Annotated in this window: 19 protein-coding genes; 5 read left to right on the top strand and 14 right to left on the bottom strand. The window is 69.1% G+C overall.

Annotated elements, in window-relative coordinates; translation table 11 throughout:
* The first annotated feature begins 207 nt into the window (after nt 1–207).
* The gene (locus D8S75_RS17525) at nt 208–603 is read left to right on the top strand and encodes a hypothetical protein (protein WP_157982673.1); all 396 of its coding nucleotides are present in this window, start codon (nt 208–210) and stop codon (nt 601–603) included.
* A 163-nt stretch (nt 604–766) separates the two neighbouring features.
* Here the strand turns inward: D8S75_RS17525 and D8S75_RS16840 are convergent, their stop codons facing one another.
* From D8S75_RS16840 to D8S75_RS16875, 8 genes are all read right to left on the bottom strand, one after another.
* Nucleotides 767–1,246, bottom strand: a complete 480-nt coding sequence (locus D8S75_RS16840; protein WP_119967532.1) for a VOC family protein — start codon at nt 1,244–1,246, stop codon at nt 767–769.
* A 124-nt stretch (nt 1,247–1,370) separates the two neighbouring features.
* Nucleotides 1,371–3,272 (bottom strand): sensor domain-containing diguanylate cyclase, encoded by a 1,902-nt coding sequence (locus tag D8S75_RS16845; RefSeq protein WP_119967533.1) that lies wholly within the window; start codon nt 3,270–3,272, stop codon nt 1,371–1,373.
* Between the two features lie 199 nt (nt 3,273–3,471).
* Nucleotides 3,472–5,676: a putative bifunctional diguanylate cyclase/phosphodiesterase gene (locus tag D8S75_RS16850; protein ID WP_119967534.1), complete on the bottom strand. Its 2,205-nt coding sequence runs from the start codon at nt 5,674–5,676 to the stop codon at nt 3,472–3,474.
* Nucleotides 5,677–5,857: 181 nt separating this feature from the next.
* Nucleotides 5,858–7,123, bottom strand: coding sequence for a putative Na+/H+ antiporter (locus D8S75_RS16855; RefSeq protein WP_119967535.1), 1,266 nt, complete (start codon nt 7,121–7,123; stop codon nt 5,858–5,860).
* Between the two features lie 100 nt (nt 7,124–7,223).
* A complete protein-coding gene (locus D8S75_RS16860) occupies nt 7,224–8,048 on the bottom strand; it encodes a LytR/AlgR family response regulator transcription factor (RefSeq protein ID WP_119967536.1) in 825 nt (274 codons plus the stop codon).
* Nucleotides 8,045–9,103, bottom strand: a complete 1,059-nt coding sequence (locus D8S75_RS16865) for a sensor histidine kinase (protein WP_119967537.1) — start codon at nt 9,101–9,103, stop codon at nt 8,045–8,047. Before D8S75_RS16865 ends, D8S75_RS16860 begins: the two co-directional genes overlap by 4 nt.
* Nucleotides 9,104–9,157: 54 nt before the next feature.
* Nucleotides 9,158–9,442, bottom strand: a complete 285-nt coding sequence (locus tag D8S75_RS16870; protein WP_119967538.1) for a 2TM domain-containing protein — start codon at nt 9,440–9,442, stop codon at nt 9,158–9,160.
* Between the two features lie 48 nt (nt 9,443–9,490).
* A complete protein-coding gene (locus tag D8S75_RS16875; RefSeq protein ID WP_119967539.1) occupies nt 9,491–10,051 on the bottom strand; it encodes a DUF6622 family protein in 561 nt (186 codons plus the stop codon).
* A gap of 223 nt (nt 10,052–10,274) precedes the next feature.
* Here D8S75_RS16875 and D8S75_RS16880 point away from each other — a divergent pair, with 223 nt between their 5' ends.
* Both D8S75_RS16880 and D8S75_RS16885 read left to right on the top strand, forming a co-directional pair.
* Nucleotides 10,275–11,099 (top strand): undecaprenyl-diphosphate phosphatase, encoded by an 825-nt coding sequence (locus D8S75_RS16880; RefSeq protein ID WP_119967540.1) that lies wholly within the window; start codon nt 10,275–10,277, stop codon nt 11,097–11,099.
* Nucleotides 11,100–11,101: 2 nt separating this feature from the next.
* A complete protein-coding gene (locus D8S75_RS16885; RefSeq protein WP_157982674.1) occupies nt 11,102–11,968 on the top strand; it encodes a MipA/OmpV family protein in 867 nt (288 codons plus the stop codon).
* Between the two features lie 163 nt (nt 11,969–12,131).
* On the opposite strand, the gene D8S75_RS17890 is transcribed toward D8S75_RS16885, so the two are convergent.
* The 3 genes from D8S75_RS17890 to D8S75_RS16900 all read right to left on the bottom strand — a co-directional run bounded on the left by D8S75_RS17890 (nt 12,132) and on the right by D8S75_RS16900 (nt 15,737).
* The gene (locus D8S75_RS17890; RefSeq protein ID WP_119967542.1) at nt 12,132–13,922 is read right to left on the bottom strand and encodes a diguanylate cyclase; all 1,791 of its coding nucleotides are present in this window, start codon (nt 13,920–13,922) and stop codon (nt 12,132–12,134) included.
* A gap of 140 nt (nt 13,923–14,062) precedes the next feature.
* Entirely contained in the window at nt 14,063–14,875 is an 813-nt protein-coding gene (locus D8S75_RS16895) for an alpha/beta fold hydrolase (RefSeq protein WP_119967543.1), read from the bottom strand.
* A 34-nt stretch (nt 14,876–14,909) separates the two neighbouring features.
* Entirely contained in the window at nt 14,910–15,737 is an 828-nt protein-coding gene (locus D8S75_RS16900; RefSeq protein ID WP_119967544.1) for a proteasome-type protease, read from the bottom strand.
* A 258-nt stretch (nt 15,738–15,995) separates the two neighbouring features.
* On the opposite strand from D8S75_RS16900, the gene D8S75_RS16905 reads away from it, so the two are divergent.
* Nucleotides 15,996–16,460, top strand: coding sequence for a hypothetical protein (locus D8S75_RS16905; RefSeq protein WP_157982675.1), 465 nt, complete (start codon nt 15,996–15,998; stop codon nt 16,458–16,460).
* A gap of 21 nt (nt 16,461–16,481) precedes the next feature.
* Here D8S75_RS16905 and D8S75_RS16910 read toward each other — a convergent pair whose 3' ends face one another.
* The 3 genes from D8S75_RS16910 to D8S75_RS16920 form a co-directional block, all read right to left on the bottom strand.
* The gene (locus tag D8S75_RS16910) at nt 16,482–16,748 is read right to left on the bottom strand and encodes a hypothetical protein (RefSeq protein WP_119967546.1); all 267 of its coding nucleotides are present in this window, start codon (nt 16,746–16,748) and stop codon (nt 16,482–16,484) included.
* Between the two features lie 16 nt (nt 16,749–16,764).
* A complete protein-coding gene (gene mutS / locus D8S75_RS16915; RefSeq protein WP_119967547.1) occupies nt 16,765–19,398 on the bottom strand; it encodes a DNA mismatch repair protein MutS in 2,634 nt (877 codons plus the stop codon).
* 92 nt (nt 19,399–19,490) lie between these two features.
* Nucleotides 19,491–20,264 carry a Crp/Fnr family transcriptional regulator gene (locus tag D8S75_RS16920; protein WP_119967548.1) on the bottom strand — a complete coding sequence of 258 codons (774 nt, stop codon included), beginning with the start codon at nt 20,262–20,264 and terminating at the stop codon, nt 19,491–19,493.
* 326 nt (nt 20,265–20,590) lie between these two features.
* Between D8S75_RS16920 and D8S75_RS16925 the strand changes: the two genes are divergently transcribed.
* Nucleotides 20,591–21,891: PAS domain-containing protein (locus D8S75_RS16925; RefSeq protein ID WP_232829091.1), on the top strand; the 1,301-nt coding region annotated here is incomplete at its 3' end.

The following is a 21,891-nucleotide window of genomic DNA, read 5'->3' on the forward strand; positions in this document are numbered from 1 at the left end:
TGCGTGTATCGTGAAGTCATCTGTGCAAGTTACCTGAGGTTCAGGTGTTGCACTTCAGATTTGAGACCGCCCTTGGATGCTTGAACAGGCCATCCCCTGCAAACCTATGCTGTAAGCCACTTCCAGAAGAAATCAGTGTCCAGAATATCCCGCACGATCCAGTTTATCCCGCAGGTTTTGCGGGATACATCACGCTAGATGCTTAGCATGATTCTCGAACAGGCCTTGTTTTTTATTGCTCTCCTTGCGCCTTGGGCAATTCTTGTCGCAAACACCAAACTCTTTCTAGGGAAACACAAGGTTATTTTCGCCATCGCAAGCATCGCATTCGTTTATGTCTCACTGCTGTTTCAAGTGAATCTCATCGACTCCAGGCTGGAAAATGAGTTGTACGCATTCGACTTGAATGGAGACAGCGTATTTTCTGGGCTTGAAATAAATCCAGCTCAGGAAGAAGCGATGGAAAATTTAGTTAACGACACTGGGCGAGCTATGGCTCCAATTACAGGGGCGATTTTCTCGGTTGCATATACAGTCATTAGCTTTATGGTCTATTTTTTTGCATCTTGGGCTTGGTCTAAATATCGTGCAAAAAACATCTAACACTGCGGTCAAGGCCGCTCCCTTCGATCGCTGGACACTGCGCGATAAAGCTCCGCGCAGCGCCCCTTACCTACAACGTTGAGCGTCTGCTTTCTCTAACTGCCATCGGCTGCTATTGGCCGATTACAGGTTTTCAGTCGGGCTATCGCGCCAGCAATCCACCTCACCCTCGCCGCGCCGCCTCAATCGCCGCAATATCAATCTTCCCCATCTCCATCATCGCCGCGAACGCCCGCTGGGCCGCCGCGCGGTCCGGGTCGGCGATGGCGTCCAGCAGGGCGCGGGGCGTGATCTGCCAGGAGATGCCCCATCGGTCCTTGCACCAGCCGCACACGCTGGCCTGGCCGCCGTTGCTGATGAGGGCGTTCCACAGGCGGTCGGTTTCGGCCTGGTCGTCGGTGGCGACCTGGAACGAGAAAGCCTCGCTGTGCTGGAACTCCGGGCCGCCGTTGAGGCCGATGCAGGGGATGCCCATGACGGTGAACTCCACCGTCAGCACGTCGCCCTCCTTGCCGGCGGGGTAGTCGCCGGGCGCGCGGAAGATGGTTCCCACGGCGCTGTCGGGGAACGTTCGCGCGTAGAACTCGGCGGCCTCCAGGGCCGTGCCGTTGTACCAGAGGCAGATGGTGTTCTTGGGGACCATGGTCGTTCTCCTTTCATCACGGGTTCGTGCCATCGAGGGCCTGGCTCGGGGGCAGGGCCGCTGGCTCCATGGGCCACGGGCGCTGGCGCGGCTCCGCCGCCGTTCCCGGCCGCGCTGGCGCGGCTCAATCCTCCGCCACCGGTCCCCAACTGAACCGGTTCTTTCCGCCATGCTTCGCCGCGTACATGGCCGTGTCGGCATGGGCCACAAGGGTGGCGAGGTCGTGGCCGTGCACGGGGAACAGCGCCACGCCCACGCTGGCGGAGATATGGACCTCGGTGCCATCCAGGTCGAAGGGCAGCGACAGGGCCTGGAGGATCTTGGTGGCCACCCGTTCGCAGTCCTGCTCCCGGGTCACGGTGGCGAGCACGATGCCGAATTCGTCGCCGCCGAAGCGCGACACCGTGTCCTCGGCGCGCACGCAGCCTTCGAGGCGCCGGGCCGTCTGCTGCAGCAGCAGGTCGCCAGCGGCATGGCCGTGGCTGTCGTTGACGGTCTTGAAGCCGTCGAGGTCGAGGAAGAGCACGGCGGCGCGCCGTCCGTGCCGCTGCGCCGATTCGAGCACCTGCGCGAACCGGTCCTGGAACATCAGGCGGTTGGGCAGGTCGGTCAGCGCGTCGTGCCGCGCGTCGTGCGAGAGGCGTGTCTCCAGGTCCTTGCGGGCCGTGATGTCCTGCGCCACGGCGACGAGGAAGCTGGGCCGGCCATGGGCGTCCTTCACCACCCCGAGCGCTTCGCACACCCACAGGATGGAGCCGTCCTTGCGGCGGTAGGGTTTCTCGATCTCTGGTGACAGGGCCGGCGAGGGGGCCGCGAGGCGCTGCGCCAGGAAGTGCCGTGCCTCGTCGCGGACGCTGTCGTCGCTGAGGTCGAACACGGTGCGCGCGCGCAGTTCGTCGCTGTCGTAGCCCAGCATGCGGCAGAACTTCTCGTTGGCGCCGAGGATGCGGCCGTCGGGCGCGACGTGCGCGATGCCCATGGCGGCCTGGTGGAAGGTGGCGCGGAACAGTGCCTCGCTGGCGCGCAAGGCCTTGGTCACGGTGCGCTGGCGCGCCAGAACCAGGATCAGCAGGCCGGCGAAGACGAGCAGCGCCGCGCTGGCGCTGCCCGCCACGGCGAGGTAGCTGGCGCGCCGCTGCAGCACGGGTGCCATTTCCTCGGCGTGGGCCGTGCCCACGGTCACCATCAGCGGATAGCCCTCCATGGTGCGGTAGCTGACGATGCGCGTGATGCCGTCCACCGCTGCGCCGCTGTCGACGAAGTCGCCTTGCGGGGCGGCGGCCTGGCGCTGGAACCAGGCCAGGGTCCTGGCTTCCAGGCCGAAGCTGCTCTGGCCGCTGGCCTTGCGCCCGCGCACGATGCCGTCGAGGCCGGTCAGCTCCAGCAGGCCCTGGTGGCCCAGGTCGGCCTGGCGGTGGAAGTCGGTGAAGTTGGCCGGATCGACCGACATCACCACCACCCCGCCGAAACCGCCATCGGGGCGGGTGATGCGCAGCGACATCGGCACCTGCCAGCGGCCCGAGACGCGGCCGAGCACGGGCGCGCTCACGAACAGCTTGTCGTGCGTGGCGTCGCGCTGGGCCTGGAAGAAGGCGCGGTCGGCGTAGTTGACCTTGCCGATCGCGCGGCTGCTGCTGACGACGTCGCCGGCTTCGTCCACCACGCTGACGATGGTGAACATTTCCTCCCGGATCACGCGCTGATCGGCCCACTGGCGCAGCGGGATGCGCGCGCCTTGCCGGAGGTATTGCTCGCGCACGAAGGCGGCGACCTGCTCGGCCGCCTTGAGGGTGCGGAAGGCCTGCTGCTCGAAGGCGATGGCGATGCTGGAGTTCGACTGCATGGCCGCCGCCACGGCCTGCTCGCGCTCGAAGGCGATGCGCTGCAGCGTGGTCAGCCAGATGCCGGCAATGGCGAGGGCGCACACCAGCGCGACGAGCAGGCTCAGCGGCGTGCCGGCGTAGTGGTGCCAGAGGGGGTGTGCGGGGTGTCCCGGGTCGTCACCCGAAGGCTGGCGCGGCGTCATCGCATGGCTCTCCAAACCTTTCAGGAAGTGGGCCGGCCCGAACCGGCCGGCGGGGCATGCGTGGACCACGCCAAGGGGAGGGCGCTCGCCGCGCGGAGCATCCGGCCTGGCCTTGGGGTTCCCTCGCTCGTCTTCGGGAACCAGTTTACCGATCTCCCGCGAATCCTGCTCGCCTGCTGCGGGGCGCGGCGGCGCCCGCCTAGCCTTTCGCGGACGCGGCCGCCATGGCGGGGCCGCCCAGGTCGAACCGCTCGGTGAATTCCTCGGCCGGGATGGGGGGGCTGAACAGATACCCTTGCCCCTCCTGGCAGCCGAAATCGAGCAGGCGGTGGAGCTGCGGCGCTTTTTCTATGCCCTCGGCGATGGTTTCCAGGCCGAAGCTGCGCGATATGTCCAGGATGGCGCGCGCCAGGGCGGCATCCTGCTCGGATTCGAGGATGTTCTGCACGAAGGTGCGGTCGATCTTGATGCGGCTCAGCGGGTAGCGCTTGAGCAGGCTGAGCGAGGCGTAGCCGGTGCCGAAGTCGTCGAATGCGATGCCGACCCCCTGGGCGCGTATGCGCTGCAGCGCATCCAGCACGAGGTCGTCGTTGTCCAGGACGATGTTCTCGGTGATCTCCAGCTCCAGGGCCTGCGGCGGCAGTCCATGCCGGTGCAGCGCGGAGACGACTTCCTGCGCGAGGTCGTTGACGCGGAACTGCGCGCCGAACAGGTTGACGCCGATCCGGAAGTCGCGGGCGCCGTGCCTGCGCCAGAGCGCGGCCTGCGCGCAGGCTTCGTCGAGCACCCAGTAGCCCACGACCGCCGCGAGCGGCCCCCCTTCCAGCGCGGGCAGGAACGCGGCGGGCGACAGCAGACCCCGCTGCGGGTGCCGCCAGCGGATGAGCGCCTCGGCGCCCGTGAGCACGCCGTCCGCCAGGCGGATCTGGGGCTGGTAGAACAGGACGAATTCGCCCTCGTCGACCGCGCGGTGCAATTCGATGTTGTAGAGGCGGCGCGTCACGGCCTCCATGTGCAGCGCCGGGACGAAAACGAAGGTCTGGCCACGGCCGTAGCTTTTGGCCTTGAACAGGGCGAGGTCCGCGTTGCCGACCAGCTCCAGCGCCTCGTGCGCGTGGACCGGGGCCAGCGCCACGCCGCAACTGGCGGCCACGCGCACCTTGTGCCCATGGACGACGATCGGCTCGGCGACCCGCGCCGCCATGGCGTTCGCGTATTCCGAGGCGGCGGCGGGGCTGTCGATGCCGGGCAGCAGGATCGCGAATTCATCCCCGCCGATCCGGGCCACCGTGGCGTCCACGGGGGCGGTCTGCTGCAGGCGGCGGGCCACCTCGCGCAGGATGCCGTCGCCGACCTCATGGCCCAGGGTGTCGTTCACGTCCTTGAAGCCGTCGAGGTCCAGCATCAGCACCGCTGCGGCGGAGGGCTGGGTCAGCGTCTTTTCCATGGCGCGGTAGAGGCAGGTGCGGTTGGCCAGCCCGGTGAGCATGTCGGTGCTCGCGAGCCGGTGCAGCTCGTCGGCCTCGCGGCGGCGCGCCGTCATGTCCTGCAGGTGGGCGTTGAACGTCAGCCGCCCCTTGTCGCGCCAGCAGAACAGCGACAGGCCCAGCTGGAACTCCGTGCCATCGCCGCGCAGCCCGGTCATGCCCCGGGGGATGGCCATGCCGTCCACGGAGCCCGCGGCCACCGCTTGCGCGATGAGGGCCCTGACCACCTGCCGGTCATGCCCGGCGACAAGCGTTTCGACCGAGCGGCCGTTGCCTTCGGTGACGTCGTACCCGTACAGGGCGGCGGCGGCATCGTTCCAGGCGACGATGCCGCCCTGCTCATCGAACCACACGACCGCCGTGGGCGAGTTCCGGGCGAATTCCTCGAACGAGCGCTTGGCCTGCTCGGTCGAGATCTCCACGCGGCGCAATTCAAGCCGGTCCGCGGCCATCCGGGCCAGCTCGCGCAGGCGGCGGCGGTCTCCGTCCGAGAAGTCGTGGTGCGGCTGGCTGTCGATGATGCACAGCGCACCCAGCGCGTGGCCCTCCGGCGACAGCAAGGGCACGCCGGCATAGAAGCGCAGCCCGGAGGCGCCCGTGACCAAGGGGTTGTCGTGGAAGCGCTCGTCCTGCAGCGCGTCGGAAACCACCATCACCCCGTCCTGCGCGATGGTGTGCGCGCAAAAGGAGGCGTCGCGGCTCATGTCCACGTCGGCCGTGTCCAGTCCGGCGCTCGCCGCGAAGAAAACAAAGTCGTGGCCGATCATGTTGACCAGCGCGATCCGCATGCCGAACATCCGCGCCGCGATCTGCACCACGGGATCGAGGCAGGGCAGGGGGCGGTCGCTGCCCAGCCCATATTCGGACAAGGCCTGGAGCCGTTCCTGCTCCGAGTCGAGGATGGGCGGACACTTCATCGAAAGACCCTCCGGGGTGCGCTGGGCGTGGCAGCCGGGCGTGGCGCCGGTGCGTGGGCCCGTCGCGGGCTGTTGCCCGCCAAGCATATCGGCCCGAAGCTCCCCGGGCAACGGATCGCGGGAGGGATTATCGGTTTGGCGCGCCGGGCGTTAGGGCCAATTCCCCCGCCGCGAGCGTGGTTCAGAGCAGCAGGAACGCCGCGGCCGCCACCGCCGTCGGGCCCAGCGCGCCCAGCAGCAGGCCGCCCGCGCCGATGGTTTCGTCGGCGAAGCCGCGCTTGAGCAGCGTCACGCCGGCCGGGTTGGGCGCGTTGGCGATCACGGTGAGGCCGCCGCCCGCCACCGCGCCCGCCACCAGCATGTATTTGGCGGGGTCGGAGATGCCCTCGATCAGCGAGCCCAGGTAGGTCAGCGCCGCGTTGTCGGTGATGGCCGTGAGGCCCAGCGCGCCCGCGAACAGCGCCAGCGGCTCCAGGCCCGAGACGATGGGCTGCAGCCACCATTGCTGCATGCCGCCCAGCACCACCAGCCCCGCGAGGAAGAAGCCCACGAGCAGCGCTTCCTTGAGGATCAGCGGGCTTTGGTGGCGTTCGTAGGCCTGGGTGAAGCCCAGGAACAGCAGGAACAGGCCCAGGAACACCACTGGATGGTGCGCGAACCACACCACGCCGGCCAGCAGCAGCAGGTGCACGGCGGCCACGGTGGCGGACACCGGGGGCTGTGCCTGCCGGCCGGCCTCCAGGGCGCAGGCCGGCGGCAGGTGCTTGCGCAGCAGGAAGGCGCAGACGGTGGCGTTGGCCAGCACCGCGATGGCGGCCTTCCAGCCGAAGGTGGCGAGCATGTGGGCGCTGCTCCATTGCCAGGTGCCGGCCACCATGAGCACGGGCGGCGCGGCATACGCGGTGAGCGTGCCGCCGATGGAGACGTTGACGAACAGCACGCCCAGCGCGAGGTATTTGCGGCCCTCGGGGACTTCGGGGCGGAAGATCTGCGGCGCCAGCAGGAGGGCGGCGATGGTCATGGCGGCGGGCTCGGTGATGAGCGAGCCCAGCAGCGGCACGGCGGCCAGCCCCAGCCAGGCCGTGGCCAGCGGGGCGGGCAGGGGCAGCCAGCGCGCCGTGGCGTCCACCAGGGCCACCACGGTGCGCAGCACCGGGCGCGAGGCGGCGATGACCATTACCACGAAGACGAACAGCGGCTCGGTGTAGTTGCGCGATTCGGCGTACTGCAGGGCCTGCGCGCCGCCGCCCGCCAGGGCCATGGCGAGGATGAGCACTATGGCCCAGAAGCCGAAAACGACCTCCACCTCGCCCAACAGGTGGAACAGGCCCGCGTGGCGCGGAAAGCGGTGCGAGAGCCGCTCGAACTGCTTGGTGGAGAAGGTGTGGAGCAGGGCGATGCCGAACAGGGCGGCGGCGATGATCTGGATGGTGGAGGGTGTGGTCATGTAGGCCTGGACGCGCGGAAGCCGCGTGGCGGCCCGACCAGCGCATGAACCTGCCGCGCCCGGACGGCGCGTGCACCCGGGGGGATTTTACGGGCCGCGCCTACATGGCCTTGAACAGGTGGGCGTAAAGGCGGCTGACGGGCAGGGTTTCGGGCCGCGCGCGCAGCGCCAGGTGCAGCCGCCCGGCCTCGTCGCGCGTGACGCTGGCGATGGCGCTGGCGCGCACCAGCGTGCCCCGGTGCACCTGCCAGAACTCGCGCGCGTCGAGCTGCGCTGCCAGTTCCTTGAGCGGGGTGCGGATCAGGTATTCGCGCCCGGCGGTGAGCACGCGCACATATTTGTCGGCCGCCTCGAAGTACAGCACCTCGGCCACGGGCACGAAGTGGATCTGGTTGCCGCTGCTGGCCTGGATGACGGTGAGCGGCGCGCCCGGCGGCGCTGCCGTGGGGGCGGGCGTCGCCACGCCAGGGGCGGCCAGCAGGTGGCGCAGCTGCGCCATGGTTGCTTCCAAATCCGTAGCTGCTGGCGCTTGTATGGCAAGCGTTTGCTGCAGTTTTTGCACGGTTTTTTGCAGGCGCGCTGCCTGCACGGGTTTGAGCAGGTAGTCCACCGCCTGGGCCTCGAAGGCTTGCACGGCGTACTGGTCGTAGGCGGTCACGAACACCAGCGCCGGAAAGGGCTCGTTGGCGGGCCAGGCGTCGGCCAGCTCGGCGGCGGCGTCCAGCCCGCTCTGGCCGGGCATGCGGATGTCGAAGAACAGCACCTCGGGCCGCAATGCCAGCGCCTCGCGCACGGCGGCCAGGCCGTCGCCCACGGTGGCCGCCACCTGCAGCGCGGGCCAGGCCTGGGCCAGCTCGTGGCGCAGCGCGGCGGCCAGCAGGGGTTCGTCCTCGGCGATGAGGGCGCGGGGCGCGGAGGTGTTCATGGGGTGGCGGATTTCAATGGAAAAGTGATGGTGACGCCCGTACCGCCTGCGCTGACAGCTATCAAATCAAGAGTGAAATCACTGCCGTGCAGCGTGGCCAGGCGCTCGCGCACCTGGGCCAGGCCGAAGTGGCTGGCGGGCGCGTCGCTCGCAGGGGCGGGCGTATTCGGTCCTACGCCGGTGTCCAGCACTTCCAGCACCAGCAGCGGGCCGGTGGCGCCGGGCCGGGTGCCCGCGCGCACGGTGATGCGGCCGCCTTCCACCTGGGGCTCCAGGCCGTGGCGGATGGCGTTTTCTACCAGCGGCTGCAGCAGCAGCGGCGGCACGGCCACGGCGCGCAGGCCCTCGGGCAGGTCGAGCTGGTAGGCCAGGCGCGGGCCCATGCGCACGGCCATGAGTTCGAGGTAGTCGCGCAGGCGCTCGAATTCGTCGGCCAGCGGGTGCTGCGTGGCGCGCGAGCCGCCCAGCGTGGCGCGCAGGTAGGCGATCAGGTGGTCCAGCATGGCCTGGGCGCGCGCCGGGTCGGTGGCCACCAGCACGCGCAGGTTGGCCAGGGTGTTGAACAGCATGTGCGGTTCGAGCTGGGCCTCCAGCAGCTTGAGCCGCGCCTCGGCGGCGTCGCGCTGGGCCTGGGCCATGTGGGCCTGCAGGTGGCGTGCCTTGCCCTGGCTGTAGAAGAAGAACGAAATGCCCGCGCCCGCCGCGATGGTGATGGCCAGGCCCGACAGCGGGCCGTGCGGGTGCGGCAGGCTTTGCGCAGCGCCGCTGTAGGCGTTGCCGATGGCGGAGCCCACCAGGTAGCCCGTGGCAATGCCCATCGCGATCAGCAGGATGCCGCGCCAGCCGTGGGGCCAGGCCTCGTGCGTGAAATGCACGACGGCGGCGCGGCCGAGGTCGATGACCAGCCAGGCCACCAGGCCGATGCCCAGCGAGTAGGCCAGCTGCACGTCCCACGCGCCCTGGCCCGTGACCGTGAGCGCCACCGCAATGGCACAGCAGAACGCCGCCGAGATCAGGCCGTGGCGCAGGAAGGAGCGGAGATCGAAGGGGTGCATGGATGGGGGGAAGGCTGGGGCTGTCATTGTGCGGCAGCCCTGTGGCGTTTGCGTTTACGGTTGTTGGTCGCGCAGGGCAGTGCGCTCGCGTTCCAGCAGCTGGGTGTAGAGCTTGCCGCTGGGCAGCCACACCGCGGCGCCATGGATCAGCAGGCCCAGGCCCCAGCCCAGCGCGGGAAAGACGGCCCAGGAATGGGTGTGGCGCGACGACAGGAAGGCCAGGAACACGTTCACCAGGATGTAGACGCTGGCATGGGTGTACCAGCCCATCTTGGAACGGGCGCGGCGGCGTGCCAGGCGTTCGAGGTCGGAGGCGAGGGGGGTGTGGGCGGTGGACATGGCGGATTTCCTTTCGGGGGTTCGAGCGATTCAGGTGGTTGACATGGATCAGGCAGTGGCCAGGGACGGGGTGGGGGCGCCATTGCGGGCCAGGTGCCACAGGCGGGCGGCACGGGCCAGGAAGACGCCGTTGAACAGGCCGTAGAGCGCGGCAATCTGCAGCGTGAAGGCGGTGTCGCGGACCAGCGCGGGCTGCAGCGCCAGCTCGACGCCCACGATGTACTTGGTGAAGAAGATGCCCAGGATCAGCAGCAGCGGCACGCCGCTGCCGGGCAGGTGAAAGCGCGCCTCGCCGGCGTAGTAGCGCACGCCGGCGGGCGCCTGCAGGCTCCAGAGCAGGCTGGCGCCGGCCACCAGCACGGCGGCCAGCAGCCAGGCGCCCAGCGGGCCCGCCAGGCTGGCGTCAAAGGCCGAGGCCAAGCCGTACACCGAATAGCCGGCCATGCCCAGCGGCATCAGCACCACGCGGGCCAGGCCGGCCTCACGGGCGCGGACCTGGCTCAGGCCCAGTGCCAGCAGGGCGGCAAACAGGAACCAGACCCAGGCGGGGGTGTGGCGGACGATGGAAAGCAGCATCTGGGGCTGGTGCGTGGCGATGTCGATCAGCATGGTGGGCTCCTCGGGGTGGATGGATGGACCAGGCGGCGCCTGGATGGAGCGGACTGTGCCGGGGCGGCGCACGCCGCGCGAGCGCCATGCGACGGAATGCAGCGCCGCGGCGCGAAATGCCGCAGCAGCGGCGCGAGCCGGAGCGCCCAGAGCGCGGACGGGACCCTCGGGGCGCGGATAATCCGCGCTTTCATTGGCCGCACAGGCCCGGAAGGACACACGCGTGGACATTGTTTTGCTGGTCAAGGCCGCCGTCATGGGCGTGGTCGAGGGGCTGACCGAGTTCCTGCCCATCTCCTCCACGGGCCACCTGATCCTCGCGGGCGCGCTGCTGGGTTTCGACGATGCCAAGGCCAAGGTGTTCGACATCGCCATCCAGACCGGCGCCATCTTCGCCGTCATCCTGGTCTACTGGCAGAAGATCCGTGCCACGCTGGTGGAGCTGCCCAGCCAGCGGCGGGCTCAGCGCTTCGCGCTCAACGTGTTCATTGGCTTCCTGCCCGCCGTGGTGCTGGGGCTGCTGCTGGGTAAGGCCATCAAGGCGCACCTGTTCACGCCGGTGGTGGTGGCCAGCACCTTCATCATCGGCGGGTTCATCATCCTGTGGGCCGAGAGGCGCCCGGCGTCGGCCACGCGCATCCAGGAGGTGGACGACATGACGCCGCTCGACGCGCTCAAGGTGGGCCTGGTGCAGTGCCTGGCCATGGTGCCGGGCACCAGCCGCAGCGGCGCCACCATCATCGGCGGCATGCTGCTGGGGCTGTCGCGCAAGGCGGCCACCGACTATTCGTTCTTCCTGGCCATCCCCACGCTGATCGGCGCGGGCGTCTACAGCCTGTACAAGGAACGCGCGCTGCTGCAGGCGTCCGACCTGCCACTGTTCGCCGTGGGGCTGTTCTTCTCGTTCGTGAGCGCCTGGCTGTGCGTGCGCTGGCTGCTGCGCTACATCAGCACGCACAGCTTCGTGCCGTTCGCCTGGTACCGCATCGTGTTCGGCATCGTGGTGCTGGTGACCGCATGGACTGGATGGGTGCAATGGAACGGTTAATAATGGATCGCATGCACCGCTACCGCTCCTTTCTCCGCCTCTCCTGCGCGCCCGCCCTGGCCCTGATGCTGGCCCAGCCCGCGCTGGCGCAGGTGCAACTGCGCCCCCAGCCGCCCGCCGCGAACGCGGAGAGCGGCTTCACCTGGGTGCTGGGCGCCTCGGTGAACAACAGCCCCAGCTATGCCGGCAGCACCGCGCGCAGCACGGGCGTGCGCCCGGTCATCGGCCTGGAGATCGGCCGCTTCACGCTCAGCGCGGGCGGCGGCGGTTCGCTGCTCGATTTCGACCTGGACGCGCGCGACTCGGGCCTGACCGCGCGCCTGCTGCAGTGGGACAACCTGCGCCTGAGCGGCGGCCTGCGCCTCGACGGCGGCCGCAAGGGCGAGGACGACCCGGTGCTGCGCGGCCTGCCCGACGTGGAACGCACGCTGCGCGGGCGCCTGAGCGCCATCTATGACTTCAACAAGCACCTGTCGGTGCGCTCCACGCTGAGCCAGGACCTGCTGGGCCGCCAGGGTGGCGCCACGCTGCAGACCTCGGCGCGGTACGAGTTCCTGATCAGCCCGCGCACCGAGGTGGGTCTCGCGGTGGGCTTCACCCTGGCCAATGCCACCTACATGCGCAGCTACATGGGCGTGCCCGCCAGCGCGGCGGGCCTGACGACGCCGCTGCCCGCCTACCAGCCCGGCGGGGGAATGCACAGCACCCAGGTGGGCCTGGAGGTCAAGACCCTCGTGTCCGACCGCTGGGTGCTGTTCGGCGGCGTGGGCTACCAGCAACTGCGCGGCGATGCCCGGCGCAGCCCGCTGGCGGTCAAGCCCGACAACTACAACGTCTCGATCGGCCTGGCCTACCGCTGCTGCAGGTGAGGCAAACAACCTCTGGCGCCATGCGCGACGCGTGAACTTGGCGCGGCCCGAACCAGCGGCCACCGTGCCAGGGCCGCCCCGCCGCATCGGTGGCGTCCCCCTACCCGCAGCGCGCAGCGATGCGAGAGCGGGGGGAAGGCGCGAAGCGGCTCAGGGGGGGCTTCTAACTTGACGCCAGCGCCAGGTCGCCCGTGTTGCGCAGCACGCGGAACTTGCCGCCCTGCTTGCCGGCGTACATCGCGGCGTCGGCGAGCTTGAGCAGCCCCACGGCGTCGTTGCCGTCGGCCGGGGCGAGCGCGTAGCCTATCGTCAGCCCCACCTGGATGGTGTGCTCGTGCAGCGCGAAAGGCTCGTGGAAGGATTCCAGCAGCTTCTGGCCCATTTCGTGCGCCTGCGTGGCGTTGTCGAGCTGGCCGACCATGACCACGAATTCGTCGCCGCCCAGTCGGGCCACGAGATCGCTCTTGCGCACCTGGCCTTGCAGGCGCCGGGCCACGGCGACGAGCAGTTCGTCGCCCACGTCGTGGCCGTGTTGGTCGTTCACGGGCTTGAAGCCGTCGAGGTCCATCACGTAGACGGCCAGCAGGTGCCCGGGATCGCAGCGCGCCAGCGCCGCCGTCAGGGCCAGGCCCAGGCCGCGGCGGTTGGGCAGGCCGGTGAGCGGGTCGGTGTGGGCCAGCGAATGCATGGCGTCGCGTTCGCTGCGGGCGTTCTCGGCGGCGGTGCGCAGCGCCTTGGAATGCAGGCCCAGCACGCGCATGAACAGCAGCATGTCGAGCGTGGCGCCGAACTGGAACGAGTGCAGTGTCCAGAAGTTCACCGGCACCCAGCCCCGGATCACGCCGATGACCGTGGCCGTGGCGACGAAATACACCAACCAGGCCAGCAGCAGGGTGCCGCCCACCGGGTCGCCCTGGCGCATGCGCCGGACGGCCCCGGGGATGCCCATGAGCGCGGGCACGAGGCCGAGGATGCTCACGATGCCCGTGAGCACCTTGGTGTCGTAAACATCGAGCGCGAAGGCCACGGCCAGCAGCGCCGAGCCCGCCGCGCCCACACGCATGGCCCGCATCAGGCGGTTGCGCGGGTCGCCGGCGGCGAGCGCCTGGCCGATGAACAGAAAGGAGCCGCAGGTGGCCATCAGGGCCGACAGGCCGCTGACGTGCCGCTCTAACCAGAGGTTGTCGGTCCAGAGGTGCTGCGCGCCCACGCCGAAGAACTGCAGCGAGAACAGCAGGCTGCCCGAGATCAGCAGCGCGTACTGCAGGAACAGCGGCTCGCGCAGGCTGAACCACTGCGCCAGGCTGTAGACCAGTAGGCACAGCGCCAAGCCGGTGAGCACGCCCTGCAGCATCTGCTCGTCCAGCGCGCGCTCGATCAGCCGGGGCGGGGTGTTGAGCGTGATGGGCAGGATCATGGCGCCCTGCGCCTGCACGCGCAGCAGCAGCTCATGGCGCACGCCCGGCTCCAGGTTCAGCACCATGGCGTGCGAGCGGCTGTGCAGCGGCCGCTGCGTGAATGGCTGTGTGTTGCCCAGCGTGGCCTGCTGCACGATGCGGCCGTCCTTGGCCAGGTAGGCGTCGATGCGGTTGAGGGGTGCGTAGTCGATGTCCAGCACCCAGCGCCCATCGGATTGCGGCGCCAGGGTCAATGGAGCGCGCAGCCAGACCGCCTCGGGCCGCACGCCCAGGGTGCCCTTGGTCGGCGGCATGGGCCCGAAGGCCGGGCCGCCGGCCAGCAAGGCCTCGGCCGTGTATTCGCGCCCCGGGTCGGACAGCATGGTCAGCGCGGGCCAGATGTCGTGGACCGGCTGGCTTTCACTGAGCACCAGCGCCGGTTGCTGCGCCCGGGCGCCGCCCGGCAACGCCAGCCACAACGCCAGCAGCAGGCACAGCAGCGCCCGCCAGGCCTTGGGGGCGCCGTTGCAGGGACGCGGTACAGGCAGAGGGGGCATGCGGTGGGACGGCGTGGATGCGGGTGCGGGGCGAAATCCTGTGAAAAAGTGTAAAAGAAACAGCCGAAACGGGCAGAACCTGCCCCGGCAATGCCCCTGCAGGGTTGCAGTGGCATTGCCCGGGAGGCGGAATCGGCGGGTCAGCCGGCCAGCGAGGCCAGGTTGAGCAGCGATGCCTCGACGGCCGCCGCCGTGACCAGGGGCTTTTCCATGGGGAAGAGGTGGGTGCCATCGAGCATGGTGATGCGGCCCTGGGTGACGCGCTGCGTCAGCGCCATGCCCACTTGCCGCATCTCCACCGAGGCGCGCCCGCCGATGAAGGCCGCCGGGCAGCGCAGCGGGTGCTTGCGCAGCAAGCCATCCAGGTGGTGCGGCAGGGTGTCGTAGATCTCAGACTCCACGGCGCGGTCGAAGGCCAGCACGCGGCGGTCGTCCTCGTCGTAGAGGCCGTGGGTCACGTAGTCGCGCAGCACCTGCGGGTCCCAGCGGGCGAAGACCTTCTTCTTGCGGAAGTGCTCGTAGGCCTCCTCGGTGCTGGCCCAGCTGTTGCGCCGCACGCGGCTCACGCGCGCGGGCGAGAAGGCGTTGAGCACCTGGGTGCGCTTGGCCACGCTCACGGTGGTGGCGCGCCAGCCGCTGATGAGGGGCGAGTCGATCATCAGCACGCCGCGCGCCAGCTCGGGGTGCATGGCGGCGGCCATCACGCTCAGGATGCCGCCCAGCGAATGGCCCACCAGGTACACCGGCCCGCCCGAGGCACGCACCTGTTCGGCGGCGAATTCGGCGAGCTGTTCCACGAGGTGCGGCCAGTTGTCGGTGACGGGAAAGCGCGGGTCGTGGCCGAAGCGGTCCACCGCGCTGATCTCGAAGCCGCGCTGGCGCAGGTGGCCGAAGAGCACGTTGTAGGTGCCCGAGGGAAAGCTGTTCCCGTGGGAGAAAACGATCTTGTTCATGCGAGAGGGAACGGGCGCGCGCACGCGCGCCCGTTCAAATGAGCTTGTCGCGCGGCGTGGTGATCTTCTTGAGCGGCTTGCAGCGCGCGGGTGGCACCATGATGGGCACCTCGGTGGCGCCACCGCCCCAGTTGGGGCTTTCGATGCTGTCGAACACCTGGCGCAGCTTTTCGCCCCAGCTGTCGTGCAGCATGCGGTAGTAGGGGTTGTCCTCGGTGATGCAGACGATCTTGTCGGAGCCGAAGCGGTCCACCTCGTAGAGCACCAGGTCCAGTGGCAGGCCCACCGAGAGGTTGGACTTGAGCGTGCTGTCCATGGACACCAGCGCGCACTTGGCGGCTTCGTCCAGTGGGGTATCGGGCGTGATGACACGGTCGAGCACGGGCTTGCCGTATTTCGATTCGCCCACCTGGAAATAGGGTGTCTCGGACGTGGCCTCGATGAAGTTGCCCGCCGAATACACCTGGAACAGGCGCATGCCCTCGCCCTCGATCTGGCCGCCGAACACCAGCGACACATTGAAGTCCACGCCCGAGCGCTTGAGCGAGGCGCCGTCGCGCTCGTGCACATGGCGCACGGCGGCGCCCAGCACGCGCGCGGCGTCGAACATGCTGCGCGCGTTCCAGATGGTGATGGGCTCGCCGTCGACTTCGTCCTTGATCTGCGTGGTCTGCAGGATTTCGCGCACGGACTGCGAGATGCTCAGGTTGCCCGCCGACAGCAGCACCATGAAGCGCTCGCCGGCCTTCTCGTACACCATCATCTTGCGGAACGAGCTGATCTGGTCCAGCCCGGCGTTGGTGCGCGAATCGGACAGGAACACCAGCCCGGCATTGAGTTTGATGGCGACGCAGTACGTCATGGGAAATGCGGCAAGAGAAGAAACCCGTGAGTGTAGTGCGCCGCCGCCGCGGGCCCGCAGCGCGGCCCGGTTCACGGAAGGCCGGTGCCATGGTGGCCGGTCCGGGAATGGCGTGGGCTGGCACATCGGCGCCGGAAATGCCGAAAAGATCACGCGCGCCGCCTTGGGAGGATTTCCCGGAGCGCCAGGCGCCGCCAATAATCCGCGTGCCGTGGCGTGGCCACCGGATGCATTGCACTCAACCCAGGAGAAGAACGCGTGAACTCCCCCATGATCAAAACGGAACGCACACCTTGCCCCCAACGGCTCGTGCAACGGTGCGCCGCCATGGCGCTGGTGGCGCTGGCGGCCTTGCCATCGGGCCCGGCGGCCGCGCAGGCGGCGGGCAGCGGCATCGCGCTCTACCCCGGCGCCAAGCCCGATGCGGCCACCACCGAATTCTTGCGCGGCCAGATGGGCGTGGAGGGCTCCGCCTACCGCACCAGCGACAGCCTGCAGAAGGTCGCGGCCTTCTACCAGCAGCAGCCCGGCATGAAGCCCATGGGTGATGCCGCCAAGGACTCCGCGGCGTTCGTCGCGGGCTGCAAGGAGGAATTCAACGCCGTGCTGAAGAAGAAAATGAGCACCGGCTGCACCCACCATGTCACGGTCCAGAACCCCTGGATGGACATGAAGACGGGCAAGATGGTGGCCGACACCTTGGTGTCCATCGTCAAGCAATAGCGCACCAGAGGCGCAGGCGGTTCAGGCTTCTTCCCAGAACGCCTCGATCAGATCGCCCCGCGCATCCAGCAGCCACCATTCGATCACCACATCGCGCGGCCCCACGCCGAAAAGGCCCAGCAGCCCGCGCGGGGCCGAGAGGCGCGGGCAGCGCCAGAGCTGGTCGCCCGGTTGCATTTTCTCCAGTACCCCCGCGCGGATGCCCGCGGGCACCTCGGGGCTGTGCACATCGACCGGGCGGTCTTCACCGTCGCCGATTTCCTGGGGGGTGGCAGGGCGTGCGCGCATGTCGATGGAGAGGGCGTCACCGCTCCGCCAGCTTCTTGAGCTGGTACAGCGCGTCGAGCGCCTCGCGCGGGCTGAGCTGGTCCGGGTGGATGGTGGCCAGCGTGGCCTCCACGGGGCTGGGCGCGGCGATTGCGGGTTCCGGCGGTGGGGCGAACAGTTCCACCTGCAGTTCGTCTTCGCCCGCGCGCTCCTCCAGCGCGGCCAGCGCGTGGCGCGCGTGGTGCAGCACGGGGCCGGGCATGCCGGCCAGCTTGGCCACCTGGATGCCGTAGCTGCGGCTGGCGGGACCGGGCTGGATCTCGTGCAGGAACACGATGTCGCTGCCCGATTCGGCCGCGCTCACATGCATGTTGACGGCGTGGCGCGCCTTGGCGGGCAGCTCGGTCAGCTCGAAGTAGTGCGTGGCGAACAGCGTGAAGGCCCGGGTCTTGTCGTGCAGGTGCGTGGCGATGCCGCTGGCCAGCGCCAGGCCGTCGAAGGTGCTGGTGCCCCGGCCGATCTCGTCCATCAGCACCAGGCTGTGCGGCGTGGCGGCGTGCAGGATCTGCGCGGCCTCCACCATCTCCAGCATGAAGGTCGACTGTGCGTTGGCCAGGTCGTCGGCCGCGCCGATGCGGGTGTGGATGGCGTCGATGGGGCCCAGGCGGCAGCTCGTGGCCGGCACGTGGCTGCCCATGCTGGCCAGCAGAACGATGAGCGCCACCTGGCGCATGTAGGTCGATTTGCCGCCCATGTTGGGGCCGGTGATGACCTGCATGCGCGTGTTGGCGTTCAGCCGCGTGTGGTTGGCGATGAAGGCGCCGCTCGATGTCTCGGCCAGGCGTGCCTCGACCACGGGGTGGCGGCCGGCCTCGATCTCGATGCAGGGTTCGGGCGCGAACTGCGGCGCGCACCAGTTCAGGGTGAGAGAGCGCTCGGCAAAGCTGCACAGCACGTCGAGCTGGGCCAGCGCCTGCGCCAGGCGGGTGAGCGGGGCGATGTGCGGCTCGAGCTGGTCCAGCACCTGTTCGTAGAGCCACTTCTCGCGCGCCAGCGCGCGCTCGTTGGCCGACAGGGCCTTGTCCTCGAAGGCCTTGAGTTCGGGCGTGATGAAGCGCTCGGCGTTCTTCAGCGTCTGGCGGCGGCGGTAGTCGTCGGGCACCTTGTCGAGGTGGCTGCCGGTGACTTCGATGTAGAAGCCGTGCACCTTGTTGAACTGCACGCGCAGGTTGGGGATGCCGGTGCGTGCCTTCTCGCGTGTTTCCAGGTCGAGCAGAAAGGCGTCGCAGTTGCTCTGGATGCCGCGCAACTCGTCCAGCTCGGCGTCGAAGCCGCTGGCGATCACGCCGCCGTCGCGCACCAGCGCGGCGGGCTCCTCGTCGATGGCGCGCTGCAGCAGCCCGGAGCAGTCGGCAGGGGGCTGCAGGTTGCTGAAAATTTGAGCCAAATAAGGCTCTGGCGCTTGTCCATACTGCGCTAGCAGCTCTGCTTTTTGTAGCGTCTTGCACAGCCCGACCAGCTCGCGCGGGCGCACCTGGCGCAGGGCCACGCGGGCGGTGATGCGCTCCACGTCGCTCACGCCCTTGAGCTGTTCGCGCAGGGCCTGCCAGGGCGCATGGGTGGCGCTGCCGTCGCCGCGCAGGGCGGTGGTGGCGGCCAGACGCTGGCGGGCGTACTGGCGGTCGCGCTGGGGTTCGAGCAGCCAGCTCTTGAGCAGGCGGCTGCCCATGCCGGTCATGCAGGTGTCGAGCAGCGAGAACAGCGTGGGGCTGTCCTCGCCGCGCAGGGTCTTGACGAGTTCGAGGTTGCGCCGCGTGCTGGCCGGCAGGTCGATGAGGTCGTCGCCGCGCTGCACCTGCACGCTGTGCACATGGCTGAGCTGGCGGCCCTGGGTGTGTTCGGCGTACTGCAGCAGGGCGGCGGCGGCGGCATGGGCCTGGGCCAGGTCTTGCGCGCTCCAGGCCTGCAGGCTGGCGGCACCCAGGTGTTCGAGCAGCTTGCGCTCGCCCAGCGGGCCGTCGAACTGCCAGTCGGGGCGCGGGGCCATGGGGCAGGCAAAGGCGCCGCCCTGGCGCAGCGCCTGCAATTGCTGCTCGAAACGGTCGGTCACGCCGGCGCTGTAGATCAGCTCGCTCGGCGCCACGCGGGCCAGCCAGCCGCCCAGTTCATCGGGCGCGCACTCGGCCAGGAACACGCGCCCCTGCGTCACGCTGAGCCAGGCCAGACCGCAGCGCGCGCGCGGGCCCTGGTGCACGGCCAGCAGCAGCGCCTCGGCCTTGTCGGAGAGCAGTTCGCTGTCGGTCAGCGTGCCGGGCGTGACCACGCGCACCACCTTGCGCTCCACCGGGCCCTTGGCCGTGGCCACGTCGCCCACCTGCTCGGCGATGGCCACCGACTCGCCCATCTTGATGAGCCGGGCGAGGTAGTTCTCCAGCGCATGGAAGGGCACGCCCGCCATCACCACGGGCTGGCCGGCCGACTGGCCGCGCTGCGTGAGCGTGATGTCGAGCAGGCGCGCGGCCTTCTCGGCGTCCTGCCAGAACAGCTCGTAGAAATCGCCCATGCGGTAGAACACCAGCGTGTCCGGGTGCCCGGCCTTGAGGGCCAGGTACTGCTGCATCATGGGGGTGTGGTTCTCGATGCCGGCGGGAAGGGGCGCTTGGGGGGTCATGGATGGGCTGGGCTCTCTCGGGGTCCGTTGCTGCGGCATTGTCCATGAAGAAAGGGCCCCGAAAGGCCCCAGGCATGGCGGCCGCCGGCGGCTCAGCCCGCGCGCTCGTCGGTGTTCTCTTGCTGCGCGATGGCTTCCATGCGCGCGATGTCCCGCACCACGATGCCGCGCTGGCTGGTGCGGATGATGCCGTCGCGTTCCATGGACTTGAGCTCCACGTTGACGCGCTGGCGCGAGCAGCCCAGGAGCTGGGCCAGCTCGTCCTGCACCAGCACGATGCCCAGCGGCATTTCGTTGCCCGGCTGCGGGTGGCGCGGGCCGAAGCGGCGCATCAGGTGCAGCAGCTGCTTGGCCAGCCGCGCGCGCAGCGGCAGGGTGGCCATGTCTTCCATCATCCAGTAGAGGAAGCGCATGCGCCGTGCCTGCAGGGTGAGCAGGGCTTCGCCGAACTCGGAATGCTCGCGCAGCAACTGGCGAAAGACCTTTTCCGCCACGCTGAGGATGGTGGTGCGCCCGTGGGCCTGGCCGTCGTAGGTGTTGGGGCCGCAGTGCAGCACCTCGGCCTCGCCCACCCAGATGCCGGGCTCCACATAGGCCAGCGTGACCTGGCGGCCTGCGGGCGAGGTACGCCGGAAGCGGATGGCGCCGCTGGCGCAGGTGAACCAGTACTGCGCCAGCTCGCCTTGTTCCATGAACATCTCGCCATGGGAATAGCGCGTGACGGTGCCCAGGCGGAAGATGTCGTGCCGCAGCGAAGGGCTCAGCCCCGCGAACCAGCGGCCCCGGTTGATGGCCTCGCGCTCCTCGGGCGTGAGAAAGGGGCGCTGGTGGGGGTGTTCGGTGCCGTGAAGCGTGGGCTCGTGCATGGTGGGTGGAGGGCTGTCGGCAGGGACCCCGGCGTGGCGGTGCGCGGGACACGTGGCGATGCGGGCAAGGCCGGGGCGATTTTATCGCTGCGGGGCTTTGCGGGTTCCCCGGAATGCTTTCGGGGAAGGGCCCTTCCCCGGTGCTTTGCGTGCGTGCCTGGTGACGGCCGCCGACCCTCGGGCCGGGGCATTGCGCGTTTACCCTAGGGTGCCGTCGGCAGGCTTGGGAACTGTTACCTTTTGTCATAACATGGCCCTGCGGGTTGCATTGCGCGGAAGCTCCCGTCCGGGCGCGGCACGCGTTCTTCAATGCGAGAGGTTTCAGCGTGACCGTAGCCCCGTCAGTGCTTCAAGCCCAGCCTGCCATCCCTGCGCAGAGCACGGCGCTCCTGGCCGTGCAGTCAAGCCTGCAGGCCATGCTGGACGCCGTCCCCGTGGCGTTGCTGGGTTTCCATGTGCATGGCACGGAACTGCGCTTGCTCACGGCCAACGCCGCCGCGCGCCGCCTTGACGGCCTGCGCGCCGTGCGCTCGCCCGGGGCCTCGGCCGCCAAGGTGTTCGTGCTGCTGGCCGGGACGCACCTGCTGGAGCAGCTTTGCGCCGTGGTGCGCACGGGCGAGCCCCTGGAATGCCGGCATGTGGTGCGCGACCAGGGGCGCCTGGTGCTGGCCTGGAAGATCCATGCGCACTGCACCGGCATCGGCAGCATCATGGTCACGGTGCAGGATGTTTCCGAGGCCGAGTCGCTGCGCTGCATGCTGGCGCGCTCCGAGGCCTCGCTGGTGGAGGCGCGGCGCGAGCTGCGCGAACAGACCGAGGTGTTCGGCACCATGGAGAGCATGGCGCGCACGGGCTACTGGCGGCGCATCCGCGACGAGGGCGAATCGGTGCTGTTGTGGTCGCCCGGGCTGTGCGACATCGCCGGCTTCGAGCGCCAGGAATGGATCAGCACCGAGCGCGCCCTGAGCGGCGTGCTGCCCGAGGACCGGCATGTCTTCGACGCAGCGCACGGGGACGGCCGCGGCTCCGATATCGAATACCGCTGGCGCCGCCCCGATGGGCAGGTGCGCTGGATGCGTTCGCGCGTGCGCCTGCCGTCGCACCAGGACGGCGTGCTGGTCGAGATGGGCGTGGTGCAGGACGTGACCGAAGAGCACCGCGCGGCCGATCAGCTGCGCGAGCAGCTCGAATTCATCCAACGCATCGCCAGCAACATCCCGGGTTTCATCTACCAGTGCCGCATCCATCCGGATGGCAGCCCCAGCGTGCCCTATGTCAGCGAGGCGGTGAACGACCTCATGGGTGTCTCGGACCAGGTGGTGCGGCAGGACATCGCCGAGCTGGAGCGCAGCGTGGTGCCCGGCGACCTGCCCATGCTGCGCCGCACCGTCCGCCGCGCGGTGCGTACCCTCCAGCCCTGGCACTGTGAATACCGCGTGCATGCCGCCGACGGCGGCGTGCGCTGGCACATGACCAGCGCGGCGCTGCAGGCCGAGCCCGACGGCTCGGTGCTCATGCACGGCTATACGCTTGACGTGACCGACCGCAAGCGCGCTGCCCAGGAGATCGAACGCCTGGCCTTCTACGACGCGCTCACCCAACTGCCCAACCGGCGCCTGCTGCTCGA

Origin of the sequence: Simplicispira lacusdiani, assembly GCF_003604195.1 — a bacterium.
In the GTDB taxonomy this organism is placed as follows: domain Bacteria; phylum Pseudomonadota; class Gammaproteobacteria; order Burkholderiales; family Burkholderiaceae_C; genus Simplicispira; species Simplicispira lacusdiani.